Annotated in this window: 21 protein-coding genes; 14 read left to right on the top strand and 7 right to left on the bottom strand. The window is 37.6% G+C overall.

The features are described from left to right. Positions 1-164 precede the first annotated feature (164 nt). The 11 genes from WIW89_RS04605 to WIW89_RS04555 all read left to right on the top strand — a co-directional run bounded on the left by WIW89_RS04605 (position 165) and on the right by WIW89_RS04555 (position 11,820). Positions 165-323 (top strand): hypothetical protein, encoded by a 159-nt coding sequence (locus tag WIW89_RS04605; protein WP_337719909.1) that lies wholly within the window; start codon positions 165-167, stop codon positions 321-323. Beyond that, positions 320-1,882, top strand: a complete 1,563-nt coding sequence (locus WIW89_RS04600; RefSeq protein WP_337719908.1) for an ABC transporter ATP-binding protein — start codon at positions 320-322, stop codon at positions 1,880-1,882. Before WIW89_RS04605 ends, WIW89_RS04600 begins: the two co-directional genes overlap by 4 nt. Next, positions 1,857-2,846 (top strand): energy-coupling factor transporter transmembrane component T family protein, encoded by a 990-nt coding sequence (locus WIW89_RS04595; RefSeq protein WP_337719907.1) that lies wholly within the window; start codon positions 1,857-1,859, stop codon positions 2,844-2,846. The genes WIW89_RS04600 and WIW89_RS04595 overlap by 26 nt, the downstream gene beginning before the upstream one ends. A gap of 84 nt (positions 2,847-2,930) precedes the next feature. Then, positions 2,931-4,496: a phospholipase C gene (locus tag WIW89_RS04590; protein ID WP_337719913.1), complete on the top strand. Its 1,566-nt coding sequence runs from the start codon at positions 2,931-2,933 to the stop codon at positions 4,494-4,496. Continuing rightward, entirely contained in the window at positions 4,483-5,016 is a 534-nt protein-coding gene (locus WIW89_RS04585) for a hypothetical protein (RefSeq protein WP_337719906.1), read from the top strand. Before WIW89_RS04590 ends, WIW89_RS04585 begins: the two co-directional genes overlap by 14 nt. A gap of 154 nt (positions 5,017-5,170) precedes the next feature. Continuing rightward, on the top strand, positions 5,171-5,872 hold the full coding sequence (locus WIW89_RS04580) for a class II glutamine amidotransferase (protein ID WP_443296291.1): 702 nt from the start codon (positions 5,171-5,173) through the stop codon (positions 5,870-5,872). 61 nt (positions 5,873-5,933) lie between these two features. Then, positions 5,934-8,666 carry a hypothetical protein gene (locus WIW89_RS04575; RefSeq protein WP_337719904.1) on the top strand — a complete coding sequence of 911 codons (2,733 nt, stop codon included), beginning with the start codon at positions 5,934-5,936 and terminating at the stop codon, positions 8,664-8,666. Positions 8,667-8,733: 67 nt separating this feature from the next. Continuing rightward, positions 8,734-9,243, top strand: a complete 510-nt coding sequence (locus WIW89_RS04570; protein ID WP_337719903.1) for a hypothetical protein — start codon at positions 8,734-8,736, stop codon at positions 9,241-9,243. Then, a complete protein-coding gene (locus tag WIW89_RS04565) occupies positions 9,240-10,586 on the top strand; it encodes an ATP-binding protein (protein ID WP_337719902.1) in 1,347 nt (448 codons plus the stop codon). The genes WIW89_RS04570 and WIW89_RS04565 overlap by 4 nt, the downstream gene beginning before the upstream one ends. 30 nt (positions 10,587-10,616) lie before the next feature. After that, the gene (locus tag WIW89_RS04560; protein ID WP_337719901.1) at positions 10,617-11,396 is read left to right on the top strand and encodes a hypothetical protein; all 780 of its coding nucleotides are present in this window, start codon (positions 10,617-10,619) and stop codon (positions 11,394-11,396) included. Between the two features lie 61 nt (positions 11,397-11,457). Then, complete coding sequence (locus tag WIW89_RS04555; protein ID WP_337719900.1) at positions 11,458-11,820, top strand: DUF973 family protein; 363 nt, start codon at positions 11,458-11,460, stop codon at positions 11,818-11,820. A 9-nt stretch (positions 11,821-11,829) separates the two neighbouring features. Here the strand turns inward: WIW89_RS04555 and WIW89_RS04550 are convergent, their stop codons facing one another. Further along, positions 11,830-12,144 (bottom strand): helix-turn-helix transcriptional regulator, encoded by a 315-nt coding sequence (locus WIW89_RS04550; protein ID WP_337719899.1) that lies wholly within the window; start codon positions 12,142-12,144, stop codon positions 11,830-11,832. Positions 12,145-12,333: 189 nt separating this feature from the next. Then, positions 12,334-13,860 carry an APC family permease gene (locus tag WIW89_RS04545; RefSeq protein WP_337702809.1) on the bottom strand — a complete coding sequence of 509 codons (1,527 nt, stop codon included), beginning with the start codon at positions 13,858-13,860 and terminating at the stop codon, positions 12,334-12,336. A gap of 171 nt (positions 13,861-14,031) precedes the next feature. Between WIW89_RS04545 and WIW89_RS04540 the strand changes: the two genes are divergently transcribed. Beyond that, on the top strand, positions 14,032-14,850 hold the full coding sequence (locus WIW89_RS04540) for a cation diffusion facilitator family transporter (RefSeq protein ID WP_337702807.1): 819 nt from the start codon (positions 14,032-14,034) through the stop codon (positions 14,848-14,850). Positions 14,851-14,886: 36 nt separating this feature from the next. Beyond that, entirely contained in the window at positions 14,887-15,420 is a 534-nt protein-coding gene (locus WIW89_RS04535; RefSeq protein ID WP_337719898.1) for a hypothetical protein, read from the top strand. Here WIW89_RS04535 and WIW89_RS04530 read toward each other — a convergent pair. The 3 genes from WIW89_RS04530 to WIW89_RS04520 are packed head-to-tail and all read right to left on the bottom strand — an operon-like array spanning position 15,390 to position 17,564. Continuing rightward, complete coding sequence (locus WIW89_RS04530; protein ID WP_337702803.1) at positions 15,390-16,172, bottom strand: aldose 1-epimerase; 783 nt, start codon at positions 16,170-16,172, stop codon at positions 15,390-15,392. The two genes, WIW89_RS04535 and WIW89_RS04530, sit on opposite strands and share 31 nt — an antisense overlap. A gap of 26 nt (positions 16,173-16,198) precedes the next feature. Further along, positions 16,199-16,609, bottom strand: coding sequence for a hypothetical protein (locus WIW89_RS04525; protein ID WP_337719897.1), 411 nt, complete (start codon positions 16,607-16,609; stop codon positions 16,199-16,201). After that, complete coding sequence (locus WIW89_RS04520) at positions 16,596-17,564, bottom strand: SPFH domain-containing protein (RefSeq protein WP_337719896.1); 969 nt, start codon at positions 17,562-17,564, stop codon at positions 16,596-16,598. Before WIW89_RS04520 ends, WIW89_RS04525 begins: the two co-directional genes overlap by 14 nt. Before the next feature lie 345 nt (positions 17,565-17,909). On the opposite strand from WIW89_RS04520, the gene WIW89_RS04515 reads away from it, so the two are divergent. Further along, on the top strand, positions 17,910-18,176 hold the full coding sequence (locus WIW89_RS04515) for a 50S ribosomal protein L13e (protein WP_337719895.1): 267 nt from the start codon (positions 17,910-17,912) through the stop codon (positions 18,174-18,176). A gap of 6 nt (positions 18,177-18,182) precedes the next feature. Here the strand turns inward: WIW89_RS04515 and WIW89_RS04510 are convergent, their stop codons facing one another. Together WIW89_RS04510 and WIW89_RS04505 are read right to left on the bottom strand one after the other, a co-directional pair. Then, a complete protein-coding gene (locus WIW89_RS04510; protein WP_337719894.1) occupies positions 18,183-18,656 on the bottom strand; it encodes a DUF2258 domain-containing protein in 474 nt (157 codons plus the stop codon). Positions 18,657-18,769: 113 nt separating this feature from the next. Beyond that, entirely contained in the window at positions 18,770-19,885 is a 1,116-nt protein-coding gene (locus WIW89_RS04505; protein ID WP_337719893.1) for an MFS transporter, read from the bottom strand. Positions 19,886-19,943 lie beyond the last annotated feature (58 nt).

Raw genomic sequence — 19,943 nt, 5'->3', positions numbered from 1 at the left:
GTCTCCCTCACCTTAAACCTTTTCTTCAATTCTTTACACTCTTATAAATTCCATTATTTTTTATGGATTAGATATTATCCTATCAGAAATATTTTTTCTAATATGATTTTGGGTCTACCGTAGAGGGCGGTATAGTCGGTGCTCTATGGGCACTGCCAGACCCATTGTTTTATAGTGGTTTCTTCGGGCCATTCATATATGCATACGCTCCCAACTGGGGGAAAATAATATTTCATCTACAAGCATTCCTACCCGGAGATATTATAATGGGTATTATAGGTGGGATTCTAGCATATTACATAGCTAGGGCGGTGGGACAGTGAATGTAATAGAGCTAAGAAACGTAGAGGTGGCATATACAGGTAGAGCCAAACCGTCTCTGGTAGTTCATGATTTTCACGTAGAGGAAGGAGAGTCTATTTTGATAGTGGGTAAGTCTGGATCCGGTAAGTCGACACTTATAAACGTAATCAATGGCGTAATCCCTAATATGATTTCTGCTAATGTAAAAGGGGAAATAAACGTCTTCGGTAAGGATCCGAGGAAGACTCCTATTTTCGATATTGCAAAAGAAGTGGGGACAGTTTTACAAGACCCTGAAATGCAGGTTTTTAATCACAAGGTCATAGACGAAATTGCGTTCGGTCCGGAGAACCTGATGTTACCCCCCGAAGAGATAATGAACAGAGTGATCGAGACATCAAAGATCACTGGAGTTCATGAACTTTTAGATATGGAGACGATACAGCTTTCTGGAGGTGAGTTACAGAGGACAGTCATTGCTTCAGTTTTGGCCATGAACCCTAAGGCTTTGATTCTTGATGAACCCACCTCTAATATCGATCCTGAGGGAACAGCTCAGATTTTTTCCCTTGTAAAGAAGTTCAGGCAGGAGAAAAGGACGTTAATAATTGTTGAACATAAGTTGGAAAGGGTTTTACCTTATGTTGATAGAGTAGTTTTAGTAGAAAAAGGCAGGTTAGTTTTTGACGTTAAAAAAGAGGAGCTTTTCGATAAGGTTCACCTCTTAAGGGAGGCCGGGGTGGAAGTACCGGATTACTATTCACACTTAGGAACCCGTAAATCCCTTAAAGATTACGTTTATATACCTCCACCTAGGATGAAAGGGGACAGCACAATTTTACATGCAGAGGTGAAAGTTTGGGACAAGAAGTCAAGTAAGGTAATAGTAGACACGTCTTTAACCTTACGTAAGGGTGAAATAACCGCACTAATGGGTAAGAACGGTGCCGGAAAGTCTACTCTGTTAAAGGCGATCATGGGTATTTTAGACCGTAATTTGAAGTCAGAGGTAAAGCTGGTAGTAGAGGGAAAGGACTTGAGCAAATCGAGTATTATGGAAAGGGGTGCTTACATTGGATACTTACCTCAAAACTTTGACGTGATGTTTATAAAAAGAACGGTTGAAGACGAAGTTGCTTTTGCTATGAAAAATAGAGGTATTTATAGTAGAGAGAGGCTGGACGAGATTCTAAAGATGTTTTCTTTATACGAAATAAGGCGTGAAGACCCTTTAATGCTGTCGATGGGTCAGAGGAGGAGGGTGGCTATGGCTTCAGTTATTGCTTCTGGTTCTAAAGTACTTTTAATGGACGAACCCACGAGCGGACAAGACTGGTATCACAGAGAGATGTTTGGAAAAGAAGTTCAGTACCTGAGAGATAAGGGATTTTCCTTCCTAATAGTCACGCATGACTCAAGGTTCGTAGATAAGTTCTGTGATAGAGTGGTAGTTATGGAAAAGGGAAGGATAGTTGCTGACGATAAACCGGAGGAAATATTTTCCAAAGAAGGGCTTGGGATTCATCCTCCCACGGAGTATTTGGTGATGAAATATGGTTCCTTGGAATTTCCTTTATGAAAATCCCCTAACTCAAAACGTGATAAGTTGGTTTCTGTTCTTTTATGGTGTAGCATTACCCGTCGTAATAATAATTGGTGCAATAGGTCTTAGGGGTTTTATCGAGCTGACCAGGTTTGAGAGAGGAAGTACATTCCTTTACAAATTGAATCCGATTACAAAGTTGGTTTTCGGAGTTGTGGTTATGGTTGTTGCTTCAACTACTATATGGTGGATAGGTGCTCTACTAACTCTAGCTATACTTCCTCTTTATCTAACTCTTAATAACGGTCTTAAGAAATTCCTTTACGTAATACTCTTAGTGTTCTCTACAATTATAGGCTCTACGTGGGCGATAGCTCCTTATACTCCCACTAGCGTTCTCGAGTTGGTATTCCCTAATCCTTCATCTTACGAAACCGTATGGGTGTGGCCGAGTTATTTCACTTATATGGGTTACGAGCCTGTCCTCACTTTGCAAGCGCTGATTTACGGTCTTCAGACATCCTTTAGGGTTACGGCAACACTAGTCTCAGCACTTCTTTTAATTCTCACAACTACAACTTCTGACATCTTTAGGATGTTCACCAAGATGAAGGTCCCACTCCCCATTACATTCTCCGTTATGGTCGGTGTCAGGACAGTGCCTAAGATCTTCGAAGTTTTAGATACTTCCGTAAAGATGCAGTTACTTAGAGGGTTAAGTCATAATAAGCCAAGGATTCTAAGGGTATTTTATTACCTTTACGCCGGAATAATGGCTATAGTCCCGGCAATAGTGTACTTATTTAGGGGAGCAAAAACATTGGCAATTTCAGCCGATACTAGAGGTTTCAGGGCTTATCCCAGCAGGACGTCATTAGTTAATCTAACTCTTGGTAAACTGGATTATATTATGTTTGCAGTGATAGTGTTATTAATCATTGTTGATATTGTTGCGAATTTAACCGGTTTCGGTAGGACGATACCTTACGTAGGATTGTAAGTCTTTTTATTAGGCAACTTTATAAATTACCTTCAAAATATCTATTAGGTGTTTCTGATGAAATCTATAATTAGGGACTTAATTATGCTATCTTTCGTAGTATTAATTTTACTCTCTCCAATAGCTTCTTCAGAGACCCCTACTGCTACTCCTATAAAGCACGTCATTATCATAATCGAAGAAAACCACTCTTTTGACAACTTGTTCGGTACATATCCCTTCGGATGGCCTCCTATAGTGAATAACATTACTCTATCTGTCATGTGGCCCGAAGGGCTTTACACCAATTATAGTCAGTTACAACAGTCTAAAAACGGAGTCCTGAGTTATATCACGGTACCCAACGTCCCTTGGTTTCCGTTAGCTGGTGTATCACATCCTTATTACGCTAATTCATGGGATACGATAGACCCTTACGAAGGTTGGTCATCATATCACGGGGATTATTGGTTCGGAAAGCCGATAGGCTTTGTCTACTACTCTGGCCCTCAGTCTATGGCTTACTTTTCCTATCAGCAGGTAGGGATATTATGGGATTACGCTGAGGAATATGTTTTAGCAGATAATTACTACGCTCCGGTATTAGGGCTTACGGAGCCTAACAGGGTTGCTTACTTAACCGGCGCACCTCCTAACTTCTTTACCGATAGTGCTTCTAATGTAATTCCAATTAATCAGACAATATTCTATCAGCTAAGCTCTTACGGTATCTCGTGGGACTATTTCGTTTATGATTATCAGGGAGGTATTCCTTGGCCGTTAAACGCGTTTATAGGGATTCAACAATATCAATCCCACATTCACGGCCTAGCTACGTTCTTTAACGACCTTAAGGACGGTGAACTACCGGCAGTAAGTTGGGTTATGTTAATCGGATGTAACGCTGACAAGTATGACATGCACCCACCTTACAACGTCACTAAGGGTGCTGTAGAGCTTAGTAACATTATAAACCAAGTAATGGAGAGCCCTTATTGGAACTCAACAGTAATATTCATAACGTTTGACGAAGGAGGAGGTTATTACGACCAAATCACCCCGCCTGCGATTAACACAATGGGCTTAGGACAAAGGACTCCTTTGCTTATAATATCCCCTTATGCTAAAGAGGCATGGATAGACAACTACACGCTTTCCGGTTATACTCTACTGGGGTTTATAGACTATAATTGGCATCTACCATGGCTTACGAAGTGGGTAGAGAATAGTGATGTGGAAGGTATTTTACAAGCTTTCAACTTCTCTTCGAAGCCAAGGCCTCCAATAATTTTGACGCCTAATAACTGGACTTATCCAATACCTTTACAGTACCCGGTTCATTACGGTTATATAGCTAAGGTATCTCAAGGACAGTCTTACGCTCAAGTGTACCCAGCCCCTGCAGTCTCATTCTTATTTCCCATGACATTTACGGGGTTTGCATTGATAGTAACGTCATTTTTAATAAGGTCTAAGAGGAAGCTTCTACTAAATTTATCATTAGTTTTAATGTTATTAGTTACCGGTATAGCTCTATACTATAACTCATCATTTGTGATGTATTCTTTCGTAGTTCAATACTATACATACTCGGGTCTAATAGGATTCTTAGCCGCGGGAGCACTAAGGTTGAGGTCTGGTAATAAGGTGGGAAGTAATGGATATAAATGAGGTAGGTTTTTTAGCCTCTTTTATTCCCTCCTCTTTCGAAGGATTTGAAATGAGTATATTTTGGAGCCTAGCGTCTTTGAAAGATAAAGCTAAAGCTAACATGGGTGTAATCAGTGGTATTTTGGTCGTTACACTAATGTTGTATTTAACTTTCATCATTCTACCTATTCTGGTGTCCGATGTAACAGAATATTATATGAAACTCTTGTTAGGACTTCTACTCGTGTCTTTAGCCACCTACTTCCTTTATGCGGACAATTATCCTGAACCGAACAGTGCTTTCCTGCTCGCCTTTATCGGTATTGTAGCTGAGGGACTGGAAGTCGATATATTTTCTGTAAGTGCATGGATAATATCTGGTAGTGCGTTGGGATTGATAGGGGGTTCCCTGGGTTTCTTATGGAGTTTATTTGTGTTTAGGGACTTGTCTAAAAGGATATCGAAAAAAGTACTGAAAGGATTAGCAGTTGCAATACTATATTCTGTTGGATTCATTGTACTTACCAGCGGGTTAGTTTAAATAACTTTTTTATGTTTTTAACTTATTTGCCCACTTTGGCTGAACCGAAAGTTTGGATCTTATTTACAGTAAACAAACAATAAGGTCTTCACACTCGTTGAAGAATTAAAGGTAAATTAAAATCCGACTAAGCGGTTAATATGAACGATTAGCTTTGTGTAGGATGCTTGCATATAAGGGAAAAAGCAAGGAGGAGTTGAAAAATTATGTCTCTTGTCTTGTAAAGGCTGCAGAAAAGGATCCTATTACTGGCGATGTTCATGGTGACGGGTGGGGTATAGTCGTGTATAGTGACAGCGGAACCTTAATTCACTACAGAAGTAGTTTGCCGATCTTTTCTGATAATAAATTGTGGAAAATATTAGATATTTTGGAAGGTCAGATTTGGGTGATCATACACGCTAGATTAGCTTCGCAGAAAGAATTAGTCGACTCGAAGTTCTCACACCCTTACATAGAGTCTACCCCACATGAGCTACTCTATTTTGCTCACAATGGTAGTGTTGATAAGTTTTCTTTAGGGAAATATTTGGGAATAGACCCTCAGTTTATGGTCGATTCGGAACTCATAGGGAAATTTCTCGTCAGGGAAGGATTGAGTAAAGAGTCTATAGACAAATTGAAGAAGTTTACTAAGAGTGCACTAAACTTATTCATCCTGAGGATCCCTAGGGAGAAAGGCATACCGCAACTCCTCTACGCCAATTTTTACAACGAAGATTACGTGAAAAAGAAAGGTATACCTAGTGAGTATTATAAACTCTACCGAAAAGGGAACGTAGTGTTTTCTTCTTCCTTATCTTATTTCTGCGAAAGTGGAGACGAAGTGGTGTTCGGTTCATTAGGGGAACTGTAGATACCTTATGAATGCTCTATGTGAACAAAGTTTATAGTATTATTTTTTGAGAGTGTATGTTATGAATATTATCAAGAGCTTTGATCACACTCGTTCACCTACTAGAAAGTTGAGGATCCCTATAGAGGGAATAAACGTATATATGTCGTCTACATTTCTCGTTAATTATCCCACAAGTATGGACGAGCCCAGAGAATCCGAAATAGAGATCAATATTCCTGAAATCGTAAACCTTCCAAATGAATTCTATCTTGTCTTAAGAGATGTGGATTCCGGCTCAGATCAAATGAGGTTATACTTTAAACTGGAGGGTCAAACGGAAAGTGTAGCACAAACAAGATCTACGAGGAAAATAAAACTTAAGAGACCCAATAATGAAACGAGGTATCACGTTGATATACAAGGGAAGAAATATTTGGTAGTTGTATCCTTCTACGTCCCGATTGTCATAAGGGAGAGCGGTACGCATAAGTTTCTTTTTGAGTTGATGATGGAAAGTCCTAAGGAAAACAGGATAGAATTTATAGAAAGATTTTGTATAATCCAAGACATAAGAGTGGAATATATTACGTCGAAAGTCTTTGATAATCAGTTCTATCAATCGATAGTAGGGAGTATATTAAGCTATGCATCAGAATATCCGCTAAATGTGTACAAATTTGAAAAAGGCGAACTTAAAGATATGGGTAAGACATTATACAAGCCTTGCAGAGCTTCTTACACGGGAAAGCGTGAGGAATTAGCTTGTCTCAACGCTTTGAGAGATGACTTAGATCGGTTGATAATAGAGTTAAAACCAAATAGACCGGACGAATACCTCATTTTAGTAGGAACCAAATCGATTACAGAGACGTTGGATAAGTCCTTTTCCGCTATATTCTTCGAAGAGCTTTTAGACTTCTTTACGGAGTTTGTCCCAATTTATATTGTAGGTAAACAAGCTGAGTACGTAGGCGGAACAGAGAAATTATTCATAAATATGTTTGTAGCTCCGCCAGAAAGAATAAAGGAATATGTGAAAAACTATTTAGATATTATATCTAGAAAAGAATTTGTGAATGACGTTGGTTATATAAGGGTAGAAGATTTGACTCTTGTAAAACAAGGAGATTTTTACCTATTAGTAACTCCTATAATCACGTTAGACTTTCTAAAAGAATTAATAGCGACAGTGAACAGAAACGAAACAGAGTCATCTTTATTATTATTAAAGAATTTTAAGGAATATCAAGTAAAGAAGATTAGAAAATATCAGTCAGAAATCCTCGAAAAATTATTAGGAAAGAAATTCAATTACGATACCCCTTCATTTTATTTCTCAAAGGCAATATACGAACTTACGAGTTCGGATTGTCGGAATTCTCACTATTATATTCCTTTTAGCAGTCTTTTACTTCAACGTGAAGGTAGTTACTTGTTTTCAATACCTTTCGTGGAGGAACAGTTGGGGTGTAAAGTTTACTACGGATTAGGGGATCTATTTGTAAATATCCTTTTAGACGGCAGTTTAATCCTCTTAGGCGGGATTGAGAAGGTTATAAACACTGTTAGGAACATAATCGAACGAGTGAACGAGTTAGACATAGATATTGTTAAACAACTAGATGCTAGACACGAGTTTCTGATGAGGTTTCTTAATGACTTAGTAGTAACAATTTTCTTTAACAATAAAACTCAGCCAAAGCCTGACGTAAGGAAAATAGCAGAACTCTCCATAAAAGCATTCGAAATCACTAGTGCTAAGTTAAAGTACGATATGCACCGAGTTTATGGATTATTAGAAAGAATATGTTATAACCCTAGATCCTCGTTCACAAGAAATATTCTCAGGCTTGTATACGACGACAATAGAGAGAAGTTTATTTATGATCTTATTCTAACTTTAAGGGACGCTTATTTCATAAAATTATTGGAGGCAAACGGAATTAAAGTCAGTAGAAGTCACTTTTATCTTCACGGTATAAATAAGGCTAACGTCACAAAGTCTGAGATAAAGAGTGCTACAACTAGTATGGAGGGATTAATCGATTTCTATTATAAACACTTAACAAGACACGGAAAGAGAGGTAAAGATGTAATGTTGCCTTTATTTAGGCAGTATATGCTAAACACGTTGATAAGAGGTCTGAGGCTCCCGCCTGAGAACGAGATACCGTCCAAATTTAACGCTGAGGAATTTGCATCGGTAATAAATGAGATCGATTGTGGCTTACCTTTTCCGGTTTCTTCTCAAAGTTCTCTCGGCGTGAAATCTACGGATTATGAGACTTTTAGGAATGTGGCTCTACCTATAATAATCTACGTGCCGGATAGAAATACAATAACAGTTAATAATAGGACGATAATAGTAACTAGAAAAAATTTTGAATTATTCTCTTTTACCACACCCATCATAACTTTAGAAGACGGTTTCAGTTTAAGCCATCACGGTCACAAAATTACGGTAAAGGGGGAACAAGTCTATCTTGAGCATGAGGGGAACGAACACCCTGAAATTATAATAACGTTAAAGTTTCCCCAAGCCGAGGAAGTTGTAAAGCTTATAGATGATGAGAAGAAATTTATAGAAAATTTTAACAAAATCTTTAACACTCATTATACTTCAGCCCTCACTATCATTAAAGACATCATAGACAACGCTAAGAGTCAAGGTTTGGCATTTATGTGTGCAAATATACAGCCTATGGTGAATCCGTCAGTAATCACTAGTAATAAGTTTAAGCCAGGGTCAATAAAGGTAGGACTTCTGACGTTAGGCAGGAGAGATGAAAGGGACACTGGCATTATATTGTAATCTCGTTTAACACGGAGAGTATTATATACCTTTACGTTTTTATAAACACTAAGTTAAGCTAAGAATTATGATTACGAAGGAACAACTATTGACTGTTCTTCAGGAATTATATGACGGCAAACCCGTCGCCTTTTCTAAAATAAAAAAGAAAATAAAAGAGAGTCCTGAGATAGTTGAGGAGCTTCTTAAGCAAATGGAAGGTGAGGGCTTGATAAGGAGATATGAAGTTGGAGGTGGTAAGGCTTACGAACCAGTTAAAACCGATCCGATAACTCAAATTCTTAATATGCTTAAGGAAATAAAGGAAGAGCTAAAGAGGTTAGAAGATCTGGTAAACGAGAAGTCTAAGATAGACTATTCCCTTTTTGACAAAATTTACGATGAAATAAAGGATAATTTAGGATATGCTTCCCTCCAATCAATAAGGGTTGAGTTGGGATTACCTAAGGAAGAATTTTACTCTAAGTTTAAGAACCATATAGAGTCTTTATACGACCTCATAGCAGGAGGTGAGGAGGGTTTAGTAAAGAAAGGTGTAGTTTACGGGATTATAAGAAGGAGGGGTAATGGGAAATGATATGTAATATACCTAAAGTAACTGTAACTACTTGGTCTTCCGATAAGATAGTATTAGCAGGCCCTACCTATAGGCAGTACTTAAATAAATCGTTAGAGATAATAAGCTCTAAGGACGTTGCGTCGATCATTGGACAACCTGGGATGGGAAAAACTACGATACTTAGGAAGGCTGAAGAGTCGTGTAAAGACAAAATGTTCACGTTCTTCCTTGATCTTGCCAGCAAAAACGAGATAGAAGACGAGTTCTGGAGTAAAGTAGACAAGTTTAAGCTTAGAGAGATAGTACTCCCGAAAATGGATAAGAAGAAGTACGGTTACACATTCTTTAAGAGGATTAGAGGCATAAACTTTGAGAAGCATTTAGAGGGTCTTTGCGATAAACTGAATGATCCCTTGATCAGGTTATATTGCATAAATTACACGAGAGATTTCGACGGTATGCTTAAACTTATAGGGGATCTAAAGTCAGTAACTGACGTAGTGTTATTTATAGATGAAGTTAGAGACTCACACTTACCTAAGATTCATAGGCTTATAAATTCAGGCCTTGCTGTACCGGTCTTAATGGCTATACCTACAGATGCTTATAACAAGGTCACAGACCTAGCTATAAGGAGAAGACTTGACGAGAGTAGGATAAGCCTTGATAGTGCGTTAACTGCGGATGATATAAGGGAAATCATAGAGGTTTACTGCAAACCACTAAGTGAAGAATTATATCCAATAGTTCTATCAATGTGGAACGGTAAAGAACTCAACACGGTCAGTTCTATCCTACAATACGTCAAAAATGAAGTTGATAAAGCAGTAAATGATTGTGGAAGTGAGGAGTTAAGTTGTGTAAAGGAGAAAGTTAAGAACTCCTATACTCTTAAAGACATAGAAACAGACTCAAAAACTCTAGAGAAAATGATAAGAGAAGAGTTAACAAACTTGGCTAAAGAATACGATATAACATATGTTCACCCCAGAGGTAAGAGAGTGGAAGTGAAAGGGAAAAATATCACGGTGGGTCTATTCTTCATTTACGGCGAATATGCTTATATAGGATTGGTGAAGTTAATGAATAATCAAGAAGTTGACTCGGAGACACAATTATTACCTTTCATCAATGTTATAGAGCATGATAAAAAGGAGTATAAAGTCGCTAAGAGATTCGTTATAACCAACGGAAAAATATCGTTAGAAGGTGTAGACAGCGTAGAATTATCAACGTTAGAAGTTGTGAGAATGATCCGTGGGGATACTGTTATCTTAGAGGAGAAAGTAAGGGGATTACTAAAAATTATTTTACTGTCACAAAAGGAAAGCAATGTAACCAACTCTGAAGTCGTGACATAACGTTTTTACCATGTTTTCACATTTCTTATTGTGATTGACGAAAGAATAATCAAGCTAATAGAAGTCGCAGAGGCTCTCAAAATCCCTTTGAAACTGTTAGGTGAATTGGAACTAGATGTCGGGAGTCTAAGAATTATTACCGCTGAGTCGTTGGACGTAGAGGATGTAAAGAGCTTACTAAACGTAAGTCACAAAAGAGCTACGATAAAAATTAACAAGAGCGGAGTGGTAGTGATCGACGAGGACCTGCGTAAGGAACTTCATCTCTATGCTGACCTTAAGGCTATATTAAAAGATATAAAAAGACTGTTTAGAATTGTGGAAAATCAAACCCCGAGTATAGTAATATATCATGGTTGGGACTTAGATAAACTTCAAAAAGTTTTGTATTTTGGTGTAAGAAAGGTCGAGTACTTTGAAGGGGACGGAAAGTTAATTATTAACGATCTGATTGAAGTCGATGCGTGGGACGAAAAATGCCTGACAAACGTTATGATGTATATAGGGGAGGTAGTAAAACCAGTAAAAATTGGTGATTGTAACTATTACTATCCAATCCTCGCGTTACTTATCCAAAAGGGAGGGATATTCGAAAGGGATTTTGCTAAGTTTGAATGCAATGAGGTCTCTCCTCCAGATTTGACCTTGTTGAAATTTATGATGATTAAAGACCTAAGGAACTGTTACAACGTACTGGGTGGTGATGTTAAGAGAAATATTGACGCGATCTTAACGGCAGAGGAAAAGTATACTAACGCTAACTTAGTTATACGAGACGGTAAGTATGAATGGGTGAATGAGGTAAGATAAGCCTTTTAGAATAAGCGGATAAGATTTATTAATGCGCTTCAAAATATCTAAATAATTAATCATGAGTGGGTCTAATACTCAGTATAATTACACTCCCTATAATAATAAGCCAACGTCTACTCAATCTCCTTATTCTCAAGCAAATTTAGTGAAATATTTGAAAGTGGGTGAAGTTTACCTAAACGGAATGGTGAGGTTACATCTATATTCTTTAGGGCAAGTTTATTTACTGTCAGCTCAAATAGACGGTACCCCCTATACATCTCAAGTTATTAATCCACCGTACTTGAGAAAGGGATATAATGAGGTAACGATATATTTCTCTGGAATGCTCAACTCATTAAAGGTAGGAGAGAGAGTTACAGTTATGCTAACAACAGCAGATAAGGATACTGTAGGCATTCCTGCGATTGTTTTAGTTTAGTTAACAAAATTATCCGTTATTCTCCATTTCGCTTATTACCTTCTGTATGACCACATTCATATTCTTTAAAATCTCAATATGTCTAATTAAAAATACTTCACCGTCCTCATTTAAAATATAAAAGGTTCTATTTCCGTCAGTCTCTTTTTCAACTACTCCATATCTTATCAATCTTTTCAGTGTTGTGAACACTAAGCTCTTTGGTATAGGTCTTCCGTATAAGTACTGTAAATCTTTTACTATATCTGCTGCTCTCGCTCTTTTTCCTCTTTTGTAGATTATAAATGAGACAAAGACTGGCAGTAGTCCTCGTAATATTATCATTCGTTCTCCTTTCATGTATGTGAAAAGAATAGATTATACTATATTATAATTTTTTGCAAAATAGTCAAAAAATTTTAATAAGTATTTCTTAAATGGTCTACTCTAATATTAAGAAAAAATCTATTTAATAAAAGATTTAATTATATTAGTTTAACATAAAGGAGAAAAAAGTATAGAAGTTAAACTTTATTAATTCTGTTTAGTCCTCACCTCTTTCATGCCGGAAATAACTCCCCAAGGGTAGAACACTGCTACTGAAACTATTGCTACAATAGCTGACGCTAAGTAGAAATTGATAAGGTTTAACGCACCGTCAGACCCTATGTAAGACATTAGTGTAAGGAACGCTATATAAACTATGTACCATAAAGAGTTGGTGAAGTTCTCCTTTATCTTGTAAATAACTCCAAATACTACTGAGCCTATAGTAAGTAGTAAGACCGCATAAGGGACTAGAGGCCAACCCGACCAGAATACGATCAGTGAAGCTGAAGCGAAAGCTATCCCAGCAATGATGGCACCCCCCGGAATGATTTTCCTAGATATGCCTTGCTTCCTTAATACCATCATGGCTACTGGATTAACTGAAAACCCGAGGTAACCGGCTACTACTGAATCAGTAATTAAGCCGTAAATCGTTGGTAATGGTGAAGAAATGTACGTTACTATTGCTCCTACTATCGCAAAGACTAATAAGGCCCAAGAGGGTATTGCGTATTTGTGATGTAAATCTTCCATCACTTTCGGGACGTATCCTGACCTCCCCATAGCAAATAGCACTCTGGTACCTGCTCCCAAGTATATATAGCCTGTAACAAAAGGTCCTATAATTCCTATTATAACCGTAAGTAATAATAACGCATTAGCATGATATGATGAAGCAATATCTATAAAGGGATTTCCAGGGAGAGATGATAAAGCGGACCAATCCCCCTCTTTAATTCCCAGTCCGATCCAGTTAATCGCTCCTACAAATGCAACTGCGAACAGTACATAAATTAGGGATTGTCCTAATACCGTCAAGATTATTCCTTCTTTAAGCTTATCTGGGTCTTTAGTCTCTTCAGCGTAATCCGGTAAAACTCTTATCCCTCCGAACGCAAACATTGCAAGGGGGACCGCTGAAAAAACTCCTGCTATTCCGAAAGGTAAGAAACCGTAAGAAGTGAAGTTACTAACGTTAAACGATACGAATATAACTCCTATAGCTACAGCAACGTACATGATAAGTTTAATAATACCGAAAGCTAAAGTTGACCTTCCAAAAACTTTTACACCAAAATAATTAAACGGAACGAATAATAAGAGTAGGATAACTCCTAATATAACACCTTGTAGTGTAGGTACACCCGTTTGTTGGTTGATCAAACTAGGGTAAAAGAAATCTAAACCTTCTACTACGGCTAAGGCCTCGATAGGTGGTATGAAAAGGTACCAGATCAAGTCAGCCATGGCGTTTATGAAATTTGTTACTCTTCCGTGACTGTACAAAGCATATCTTGAAGGACCTCCAGCTTCAGGATAAGTTAAGGATAACTCAACGTAAGTAAGGCTTACAAAGAAGTAGAAGATCGATCCCAATATCCAGCCCAACACTACACCCGGTCCTGCTACTGCCGCCATACCTGCTGAACTAAAGAGGACTCCAGTCCCTACTGCTCCCGCGATACCTATAACTACAAGTTCAATTAAACCTAATTCTTTACGTAATGGCATCATTACATATAAAGTATATAAGCCTATATAACCATTTATTAAAAAAGACAAGATAATTGTGTAACAAGAAATTAAAATTATACAAGTTAATTATCTGTAGTACTATTAAAAATTGAGTTCATTTGGACTTCCCTAAAGTAAGTATTTAAAATTACAATGAGATAAAATATTGTGAGAAAAACAGAACTAGGGTTTTGGTCAATATTTGTACTAACCCTTATTACAGCTTTTGTAGGTAGGAGTGTTACTTTAGGAACGGAAGCAATACATGCACTACTTGATGCCCTAGTAGTCTCGATTTCTGCATATATTATTAAAGTAGTCAATAAGAGGGATGGAATGTATACTTACGGTCTTCACAGATTAGAAGTAATGAGTGCTTTACTTAATATTTTTACCGTAATAATGGGTTCAATTCTAGGAGCTGCGTTTGCTGCTATATTCCTTCTTAATCGAGTCACTGATAACCCTTACATTCTTTTACTCTCCTCATTAGTGTCCCTTTTTATTTCAGTACTAGTAGTAAAAAGCGGAGAAGATGAGGACAAAAATACTGGAATTTTATTTCATGCTTTTGAAGATAGTTTAGTATACTTGATAGGTGCTGTAACGGGACTAGCAATAGTATTTACAAAATATTACTTCCTAGATCCAATTGCCGCGATTTCAACGATTCCCGTAATCCTATTTTTCTCTGTTGGTGTTTTAAAGAATTCTTATTATGTCTTTATGGAACGCTCTCCGGTTAATGTTAATGAAGTGAAAAGAGATCTGAATCCGATTTTTAAGGAAATAGACGATATACACGTCTGGAACTTATGCGATCACATTAGGATCGCTACACTACATGTAAGGGAAAATCCTGATATTACATTGAGCGAGTTAGACAAGAAGAGAGAGATGGCAGAGGATATATTGAAAAAGAAATTCGATATTACGCATGTAACTATACAGTTTGAGAGTGATATTCTCCACGAACACGAGTTTTGAATAAAAAGTTAAATAATATCGAGAACAAGATGGCTAGTGTCATTCAAAATTCTTTTAGTTGATTTCGATAACACTCTCTTCAATACAGACCCTTGCGTGGAACAGGCAGCTTTGGAATTATGGGGTCAGAAACTAACAAGTGAGCAGGTGAGAAAGGAGAAAAGTCCCGGTAAGAGTGCAATATATTCTCTAGCCTATACTAAATACCACTATTTAGCAGAGCCTAATGTCGATTTGATTGAGTATCTGAAACTAAGGATTAAACAAGGGGATAAAGTTTTTGTTTTAACGGCTAGGCATTGTTCCGTAAGGAGTTATGTTGATTTCTCCCTACTATCTCACGGTCTTATAGTAAATGGAGTTATTTGTAGGACAGATGACGAAATGAAGATGAAGGATGAAGAATGGAAAGCCCAGATAATCTATATTTTTAAGGGAGACGTCGAAGTTTATGATGATAAGGAAGAAAATCTAAAGTTTTTCTACGAGTCCAAGCTCCCAGTAAAGCTCTTCCTTGTCAAAAATAGGGTGATAACTCCTTATCTCAACAATTCAAATTTTACTTCGTAGGTAACTTTTTCTCCAGGCTGTATGACCTTAAGACCTATACCGTTATGGTAAGCATCAGGAGCTCCGCTCATAGGCTCAACTGCTACTGCGTTCTGGGTAGTGTATATTTGCACATAGTCCAGATTTTTCTTATTTATTTTAACCTCCGAGTACTCAGAGGAAAGCACTAACTCCTCGATAGGCATATAAAAACAATCATCGTATTGCTTAGTTCCGTCTACCTCTTCCTCAATCATCTCCCCAGTAGGTATTTTATTTATACTTACGCATTTCTTTCCCTTATTGGGGGTTAGATTCCATAATCCCTTAACAATAAAGTAAGGGTGAAAACCTACTGTGAGTGGTGCGTCAGAGTTACCAATGTTATTTATTTGAAGTCTGACAAGGATACTGCCAAAGTCTATGTCGTAGAGAGTGTTAACCTCTAACGAAGTGGGATAGCCTTCAGAATCAAGGCTTAATGACAGCGACACAGAGGTATCGTTTGATTTTACTATTTTCCATATTTTGTCCATAACTAGCCCGTGTATTGCATTTCCTTCAGCGTTGACTGGTAATGAGTATTCTTTTCCATTCCACGTGTACTTTCCGCCCTTTATCCTGTTAGCGAACGGTATTAATAACGCCATTCCCCCTCTTGTTTGTCTCTCCTTTCCTTGAAGTAAAACTTCCTTACCTTTCAAAGTTAAGCTGAACAAATAAGCACCTTTCTCGAGAATGACTGCCCTAGAGTCGCCTTTCCTTATCTCCATGAGAAGATATATTGTAAAAAAGGCTTTTAACTTACCGACGAGGCAAAGCCTCCGATAGCCCCGTTAATTATGTTAAATGCAATTATTAATCCCACATACGTCTGAATATAGGGTACGTGAAAGGCGTAGGGGAGAATAGAAAATATTAAATAACCTGCCCCTGTGTAGAACCCTAATTTTCTAGTTCCTCCGAGCTCTTTTACAATTAAGTTCGACCTGATAGGTGTTACAAAGGCTATGCTAAGAGCCAATACTATTAACTGTATTATTCCAAGAGTCGGTGTAATAAAAAGAGATATTATAGGTGAGATCGAGATCATCGACGGGGGGTAGAAAAATTTAACGGCTAAGGCAGTAATAGCCATGATTACGGTTAATACGAAAGAAAAACCTACACCTGCAGCTATGTTCCAGCTTAGATCCCTACTGTTCATCATCTTTAGTCCCACTAGTTTTTACGTCTCCGAAGACTTGTTTTATCGCCGCTTGGAACAGCGAGGGATTCGGAGTAGTCCCTCCTCCAGAGGATTGCCCTCCTGGCGTATTTCCTCCTTGAGTCCCTAGCATTACTCCGGTTGTAGTGTACGGTGCACCGCTGACTACTATTGTTGATAAATCTGGGAAATAAGGTATGCCCAAAGCCATGTTTACGCTTGCTGGGTCGCTTTTCTCGGCAAGAAGCCTCGCTAATCCTAACCTTACTGCGTCGTATATTTCAATACCTAGATCTCTTAATTGTAAGATCCTTCTGAGCTCTGGATCTTGGGGAATTAGCTTTATCATTCTTACTGATATTAACTCGACTCCTATCTCAGATAAGAACGTTTTGAGACCGGCTGTTACGGCAGTAGTTATATCGCCGAACTTCTTAAATACTTCGATTAGCTTCACGTGATTTAACACTTGACTTACCTCTTGGTCTACTATGGGTGATATATAAGTTGCTAGATCAGCGTCTCTGAAAAACTGAGCCCCGAACTGAACGTTAGTTATTAGCAATGAGGGGTTCTGGACTCTGAAATATACAGCTACTTCGTATTCCAGTGGTACAAGGTCGTCTGTTTGACTAACACCGGCTAGCCTAACTTCATGTCTTGTGGTCGAAATGAAATATACTACGGTGTCATAAGGTAGTTGGTTATATCTGAACTTAGAAAGAAAAGCTGAGAGCGGATTTGCTGGCGACTGTATGTTATGACTTCCAGGTGGTAGTTCAGCAGCTATTTGACCTTGGATCACCACTACACATCTCTCTGTCGGTTGCACTATTATTAAAGATTTTGAGGTAATATTTTCTTTAGGATATCTGAAAATTATTACATCTTGACCCATTGCCGAAGTTCCGTTGTCTAATTCAGTAGAAATTACTTGGCCTCTTATTGAAATTGACATACTTCTTCGAACTTTAACATTCTCTTATGAGTTTAAAAACCTTATCGATAGTAAAGCGTAAGCGGATTATAACACGACTTTCCTATGACGAGCATCTCATTGTTATTTATAAAATATTCACCAATAAAACATCAGATAGTTTAAATTATTATGTATGCATCTTCTATGGATGTGATAATTTATACCTTATCTCTTAGATTAACCAATGTCTTATTCACAGATTGCTTTTTCCCTCGCTTAGTTAGACACTGTAGAAAAGTATGATGTTTATTTCTAAGTAGGTTCTTTATTTAAAACTCACTTCGACGTTAATTTTAAAGTGAGACGTATATAATTTATCTTAGTATGGAGCTTAGGCCTATCGTTAAGAGGCCTAACTACCATTTCGAGTATAAGTACGAGAGAAAGGAAACTAAAGAAGGAAGGGGGTTTAGCTTAGGCGAAATAAAGGAAGCAAAGCTCACTTTACTACAAGCTAAGAAATTAAGTATAAGAATTGACAAGAGGAGAAAAAGTGTCCACAAGGAGAACGTAGATGCATTAGTAAAATATGTTGAAAGTATTAACAAAAAACAAGAGGAGAAGAGCAAGAGTGAAGAAAAGAAACAGTAAACTATCTTACTCCATTGACTTCAGGAGTTGTTCTATCTGAACTACTTTTTTCTTATAGTTCTGAATATCTTCCTCTAGTGCTTTTATCTTATCTTCATAACTCTTACACATCTTTTTGATTTCTTCTTCATTATAGTACCTTAAAATTCTCAGATTAGAGAATACTAACTTCTTATTTTGCTCGTCATATTCTGCATCTACTATAATCTTAATCACACTAAGCTTGTCAAGCTTCATTTCATTAACGATCTTGTCGTAGAGCTGTTTATTTAACTCTGCAATGTCTCTAATAATTACTTCCTTTGGAACCATTTTACTGAAAGCTACTAGAGCAACTCTCCTAAGTTTGTCTGCATATCTGGCAGCTATAATAAGTCCGGTACTTAATTCCATCTTGTTTTTTCCTAGAGCTGTTGCTCTAGCTGTAATTTGCTCGTACTCTTCTGCTCTTTCAAGATCTCTTGAATACTCCTCTGTCATATTTATAATTATATTTTACGGATAATTAAAACATTGTGGAATTCTATTTTTATGGAAAAAGAACTGAAATCCTTTAATTATTAGAATACGAAACAAAAAAAATCTCTGATTGTTTAACCCTCCCTAATTTTAGAAACGACTATTAAGAACGCAATGAACGACATTGTTGACGCAAATAAGTAGGCGTATACATAACTTATTTGGTACAAGAAGCCCATTAACGAATTTCCAATAAGGAGTCCTATACTTCTTCCGAAGGATAGAGCACCCATTCCCGAGCCTAAACCTTCTGGGCTTAGTTTCGACATAATTGTAGGTTCGAAAGTCTCGGTTGATGCTACAGCGATCCCCATTATTGACGATAACAAGTATATGAAGATTAGACCTCCTGATGATAGAAGGGCAAAACCCAGAGTAGCAATACTTGCCAGTAAATAACCTAAGAAAGCAAGTCCTTTATAACTCTCCAGTCTTATCTTGCCGAAGATATATCCGAAAAGAGAAGAGAAACCTAAGAAAACTCCGTACGTTACAGTAGCCAAATAGGTTTTATGTGAGAAATCGTATGCTGTGAGTATCGGGAAACCAAAACTATATTGGCTAAAGCCAAAAAACATAGTAGAAATAACTAGAAATAGTGCTGTTTTTCTGGGTCTTCTTGCTGTACCTTTCCTTCCAGCCTTCACTATCAACAATAGCAACGTAGAAATTGTGAGAGGAACTGCATTAAATAACAACACATAACCTATCCATATGTTGAAATAGAGCGATAGTGTCAAATACGTTACAGCCAGCATTGCCCCTCCTATGTCTAAAGAATGTAAAATGCCGTAGGCTTCCTTTCTCTCTTCTTCAGAAGTCACTTCAGCTAACATTGCCCTCCTTGCTGGGGTCCTGAAGTTCCGCGACCACCATCCGGCTACAAATAATAGGGCAGCTTCAACGTAATTCTGGGCTAATCCGGTAAATGATAATATTATGATCAATGCATTACCAGTAACTGCTATGACTTTACTTCCTATTTTGTCCGCCATGTATCCCCCCAATAGAGAAATTAGACTTCCTCCACCGTAGTTTAACGCCTCTACAATGCCATAAATGACTACTGGTGCGTGGAAGTATACTACAAGTAATATAGGTAAGGCTCCAACTGCTGCTTGATATCCTAAGTCTGCAAAGAATGCTGAGAAAGAGATCTTCAGTACTTCTCCCTTGTTCTTTAGAGCCATGAATAATTGTTATAATTTGATTATATAATGCTATTTGATATATATTGCTTAACGAAGG

The organism is Stygiolobus sp. CP850M, assembly GCF_037389425.1.
Classification (GTDB): domain Archaea; phylum Thermoproteota; class Thermoprotei_A; order Sulfolobales; family Sulfolobaceae; genus Stygiolobus.
This window is presented reverse-complemented; position numbering and strand designations above follow the sequence as displayed.

Excerpts from the sequence above, each read along its gene's own strand:
- WIW89_RS04595 (WP_337719907.1), top strand. The coding sequence starts at position 1,857 with ATGGTTCCTTGGAATTTCCTTTATGAAAATCCCCTAACTCAAAACGTG.
- WIW89_RS04590 (WP_337719913.1), top strand. The coding sequence starts at position 2,931 with ATGCTATCTTTCGTAGTATTAATTTTACTCTCTCCAATAGCTTCTTCA.
- WIW89_RS04585 (WP_337719906.1), top strand. The coding sequence starts at position 4,483 with ATGGATATAAATGAGGTAGGTTTTTTAGCCTCTTTTATTCCCTCCTCT.
- WIW89_RS04575 (WP_337719904.1), top strand. The coding sequence starts at position 5,934 with ATGAATATTATCAAGAGCTTTGATCACACTCGTTCACCTACTAGAAAG.
- WIW89_RS04570 (WP_337719903.1), top strand. The coding sequence starts at position 8,734 with ATGATTACGAAGGAACAACTATTGACTGTTCTTCAGGAATTATATGAC.
- WIW89_RS04565 (WP_337719902.1), top strand. The coding sequence starts at position 9,240 with ATGATATGTAATATACCTAAAGTAACTGTAACTACTTGGTCTTCCGAT.
- WIW89_RS04555 (WP_337719900.1), top strand. The coding sequence starts at position 11,458 with ATGAGTGGGTCTAATACTCAGTATAATTACACTCCCTATAATAATAAG.
- WIW89_RS04550 (WP_337719899.1), bottom strand. The coding sequence starts at position 12,144 with ATGATAATATTACGAGGACTACTGCCAGTCTTTGTCTCATTTATAATC.
- WIW89_RS04545 (WP_337702809.1), bottom strand. The coding sequence starts at position 13,860 with ATGCCATTACGTAAAGAATTAGGTTTAATTGAACTTGTAGTTATAGGT.
- WIW89_RS04530 (WP_337702803.1), bottom strand. The coding sequence starts at position 16,172 with ATGGAGATAAGGAAAGGCGACTCTAGGGCAGTCATTCTCGAGAAAGGT.
- WIW89_RS04525 (WP_337719897.1), bottom strand. The coding sequence starts at position 16,609 with ATGATGAACAGTAGGGATCTAAGCTGGAACATAGCTGCAGGTGTAGGT.
- WIW89_RS04520 (WP_337719896.1), bottom strand. The coding sequence starts at position 17,564 with ATGTCAATTTCAATAAGAGGCCAAGTAATTTCTACTGAATTAGACAAC.
- WIW89_RS04515 (WP_337719895.1), top strand. The coding sequence starts at position 17,910 with ATGGAGCTTAGGCCTATCGTTAAGAGGCCTAACTACCATTTCGAGTAT.
- WIW89_RS04510 (WP_337719894.1), bottom strand. The coding sequence starts at position 18,656 with ATGACAGAGGAGTATTCAAGAGATCTTGAAAGAGCAGAAGAGTACGAG.
- WIW89_RS04505 (WP_337719893.1), bottom strand. The coding sequence starts at position 19,885 with ATGGCTCTAAAGAACAAGGGAGAAGTACTGAAGATCTCTTTCTCAGCA.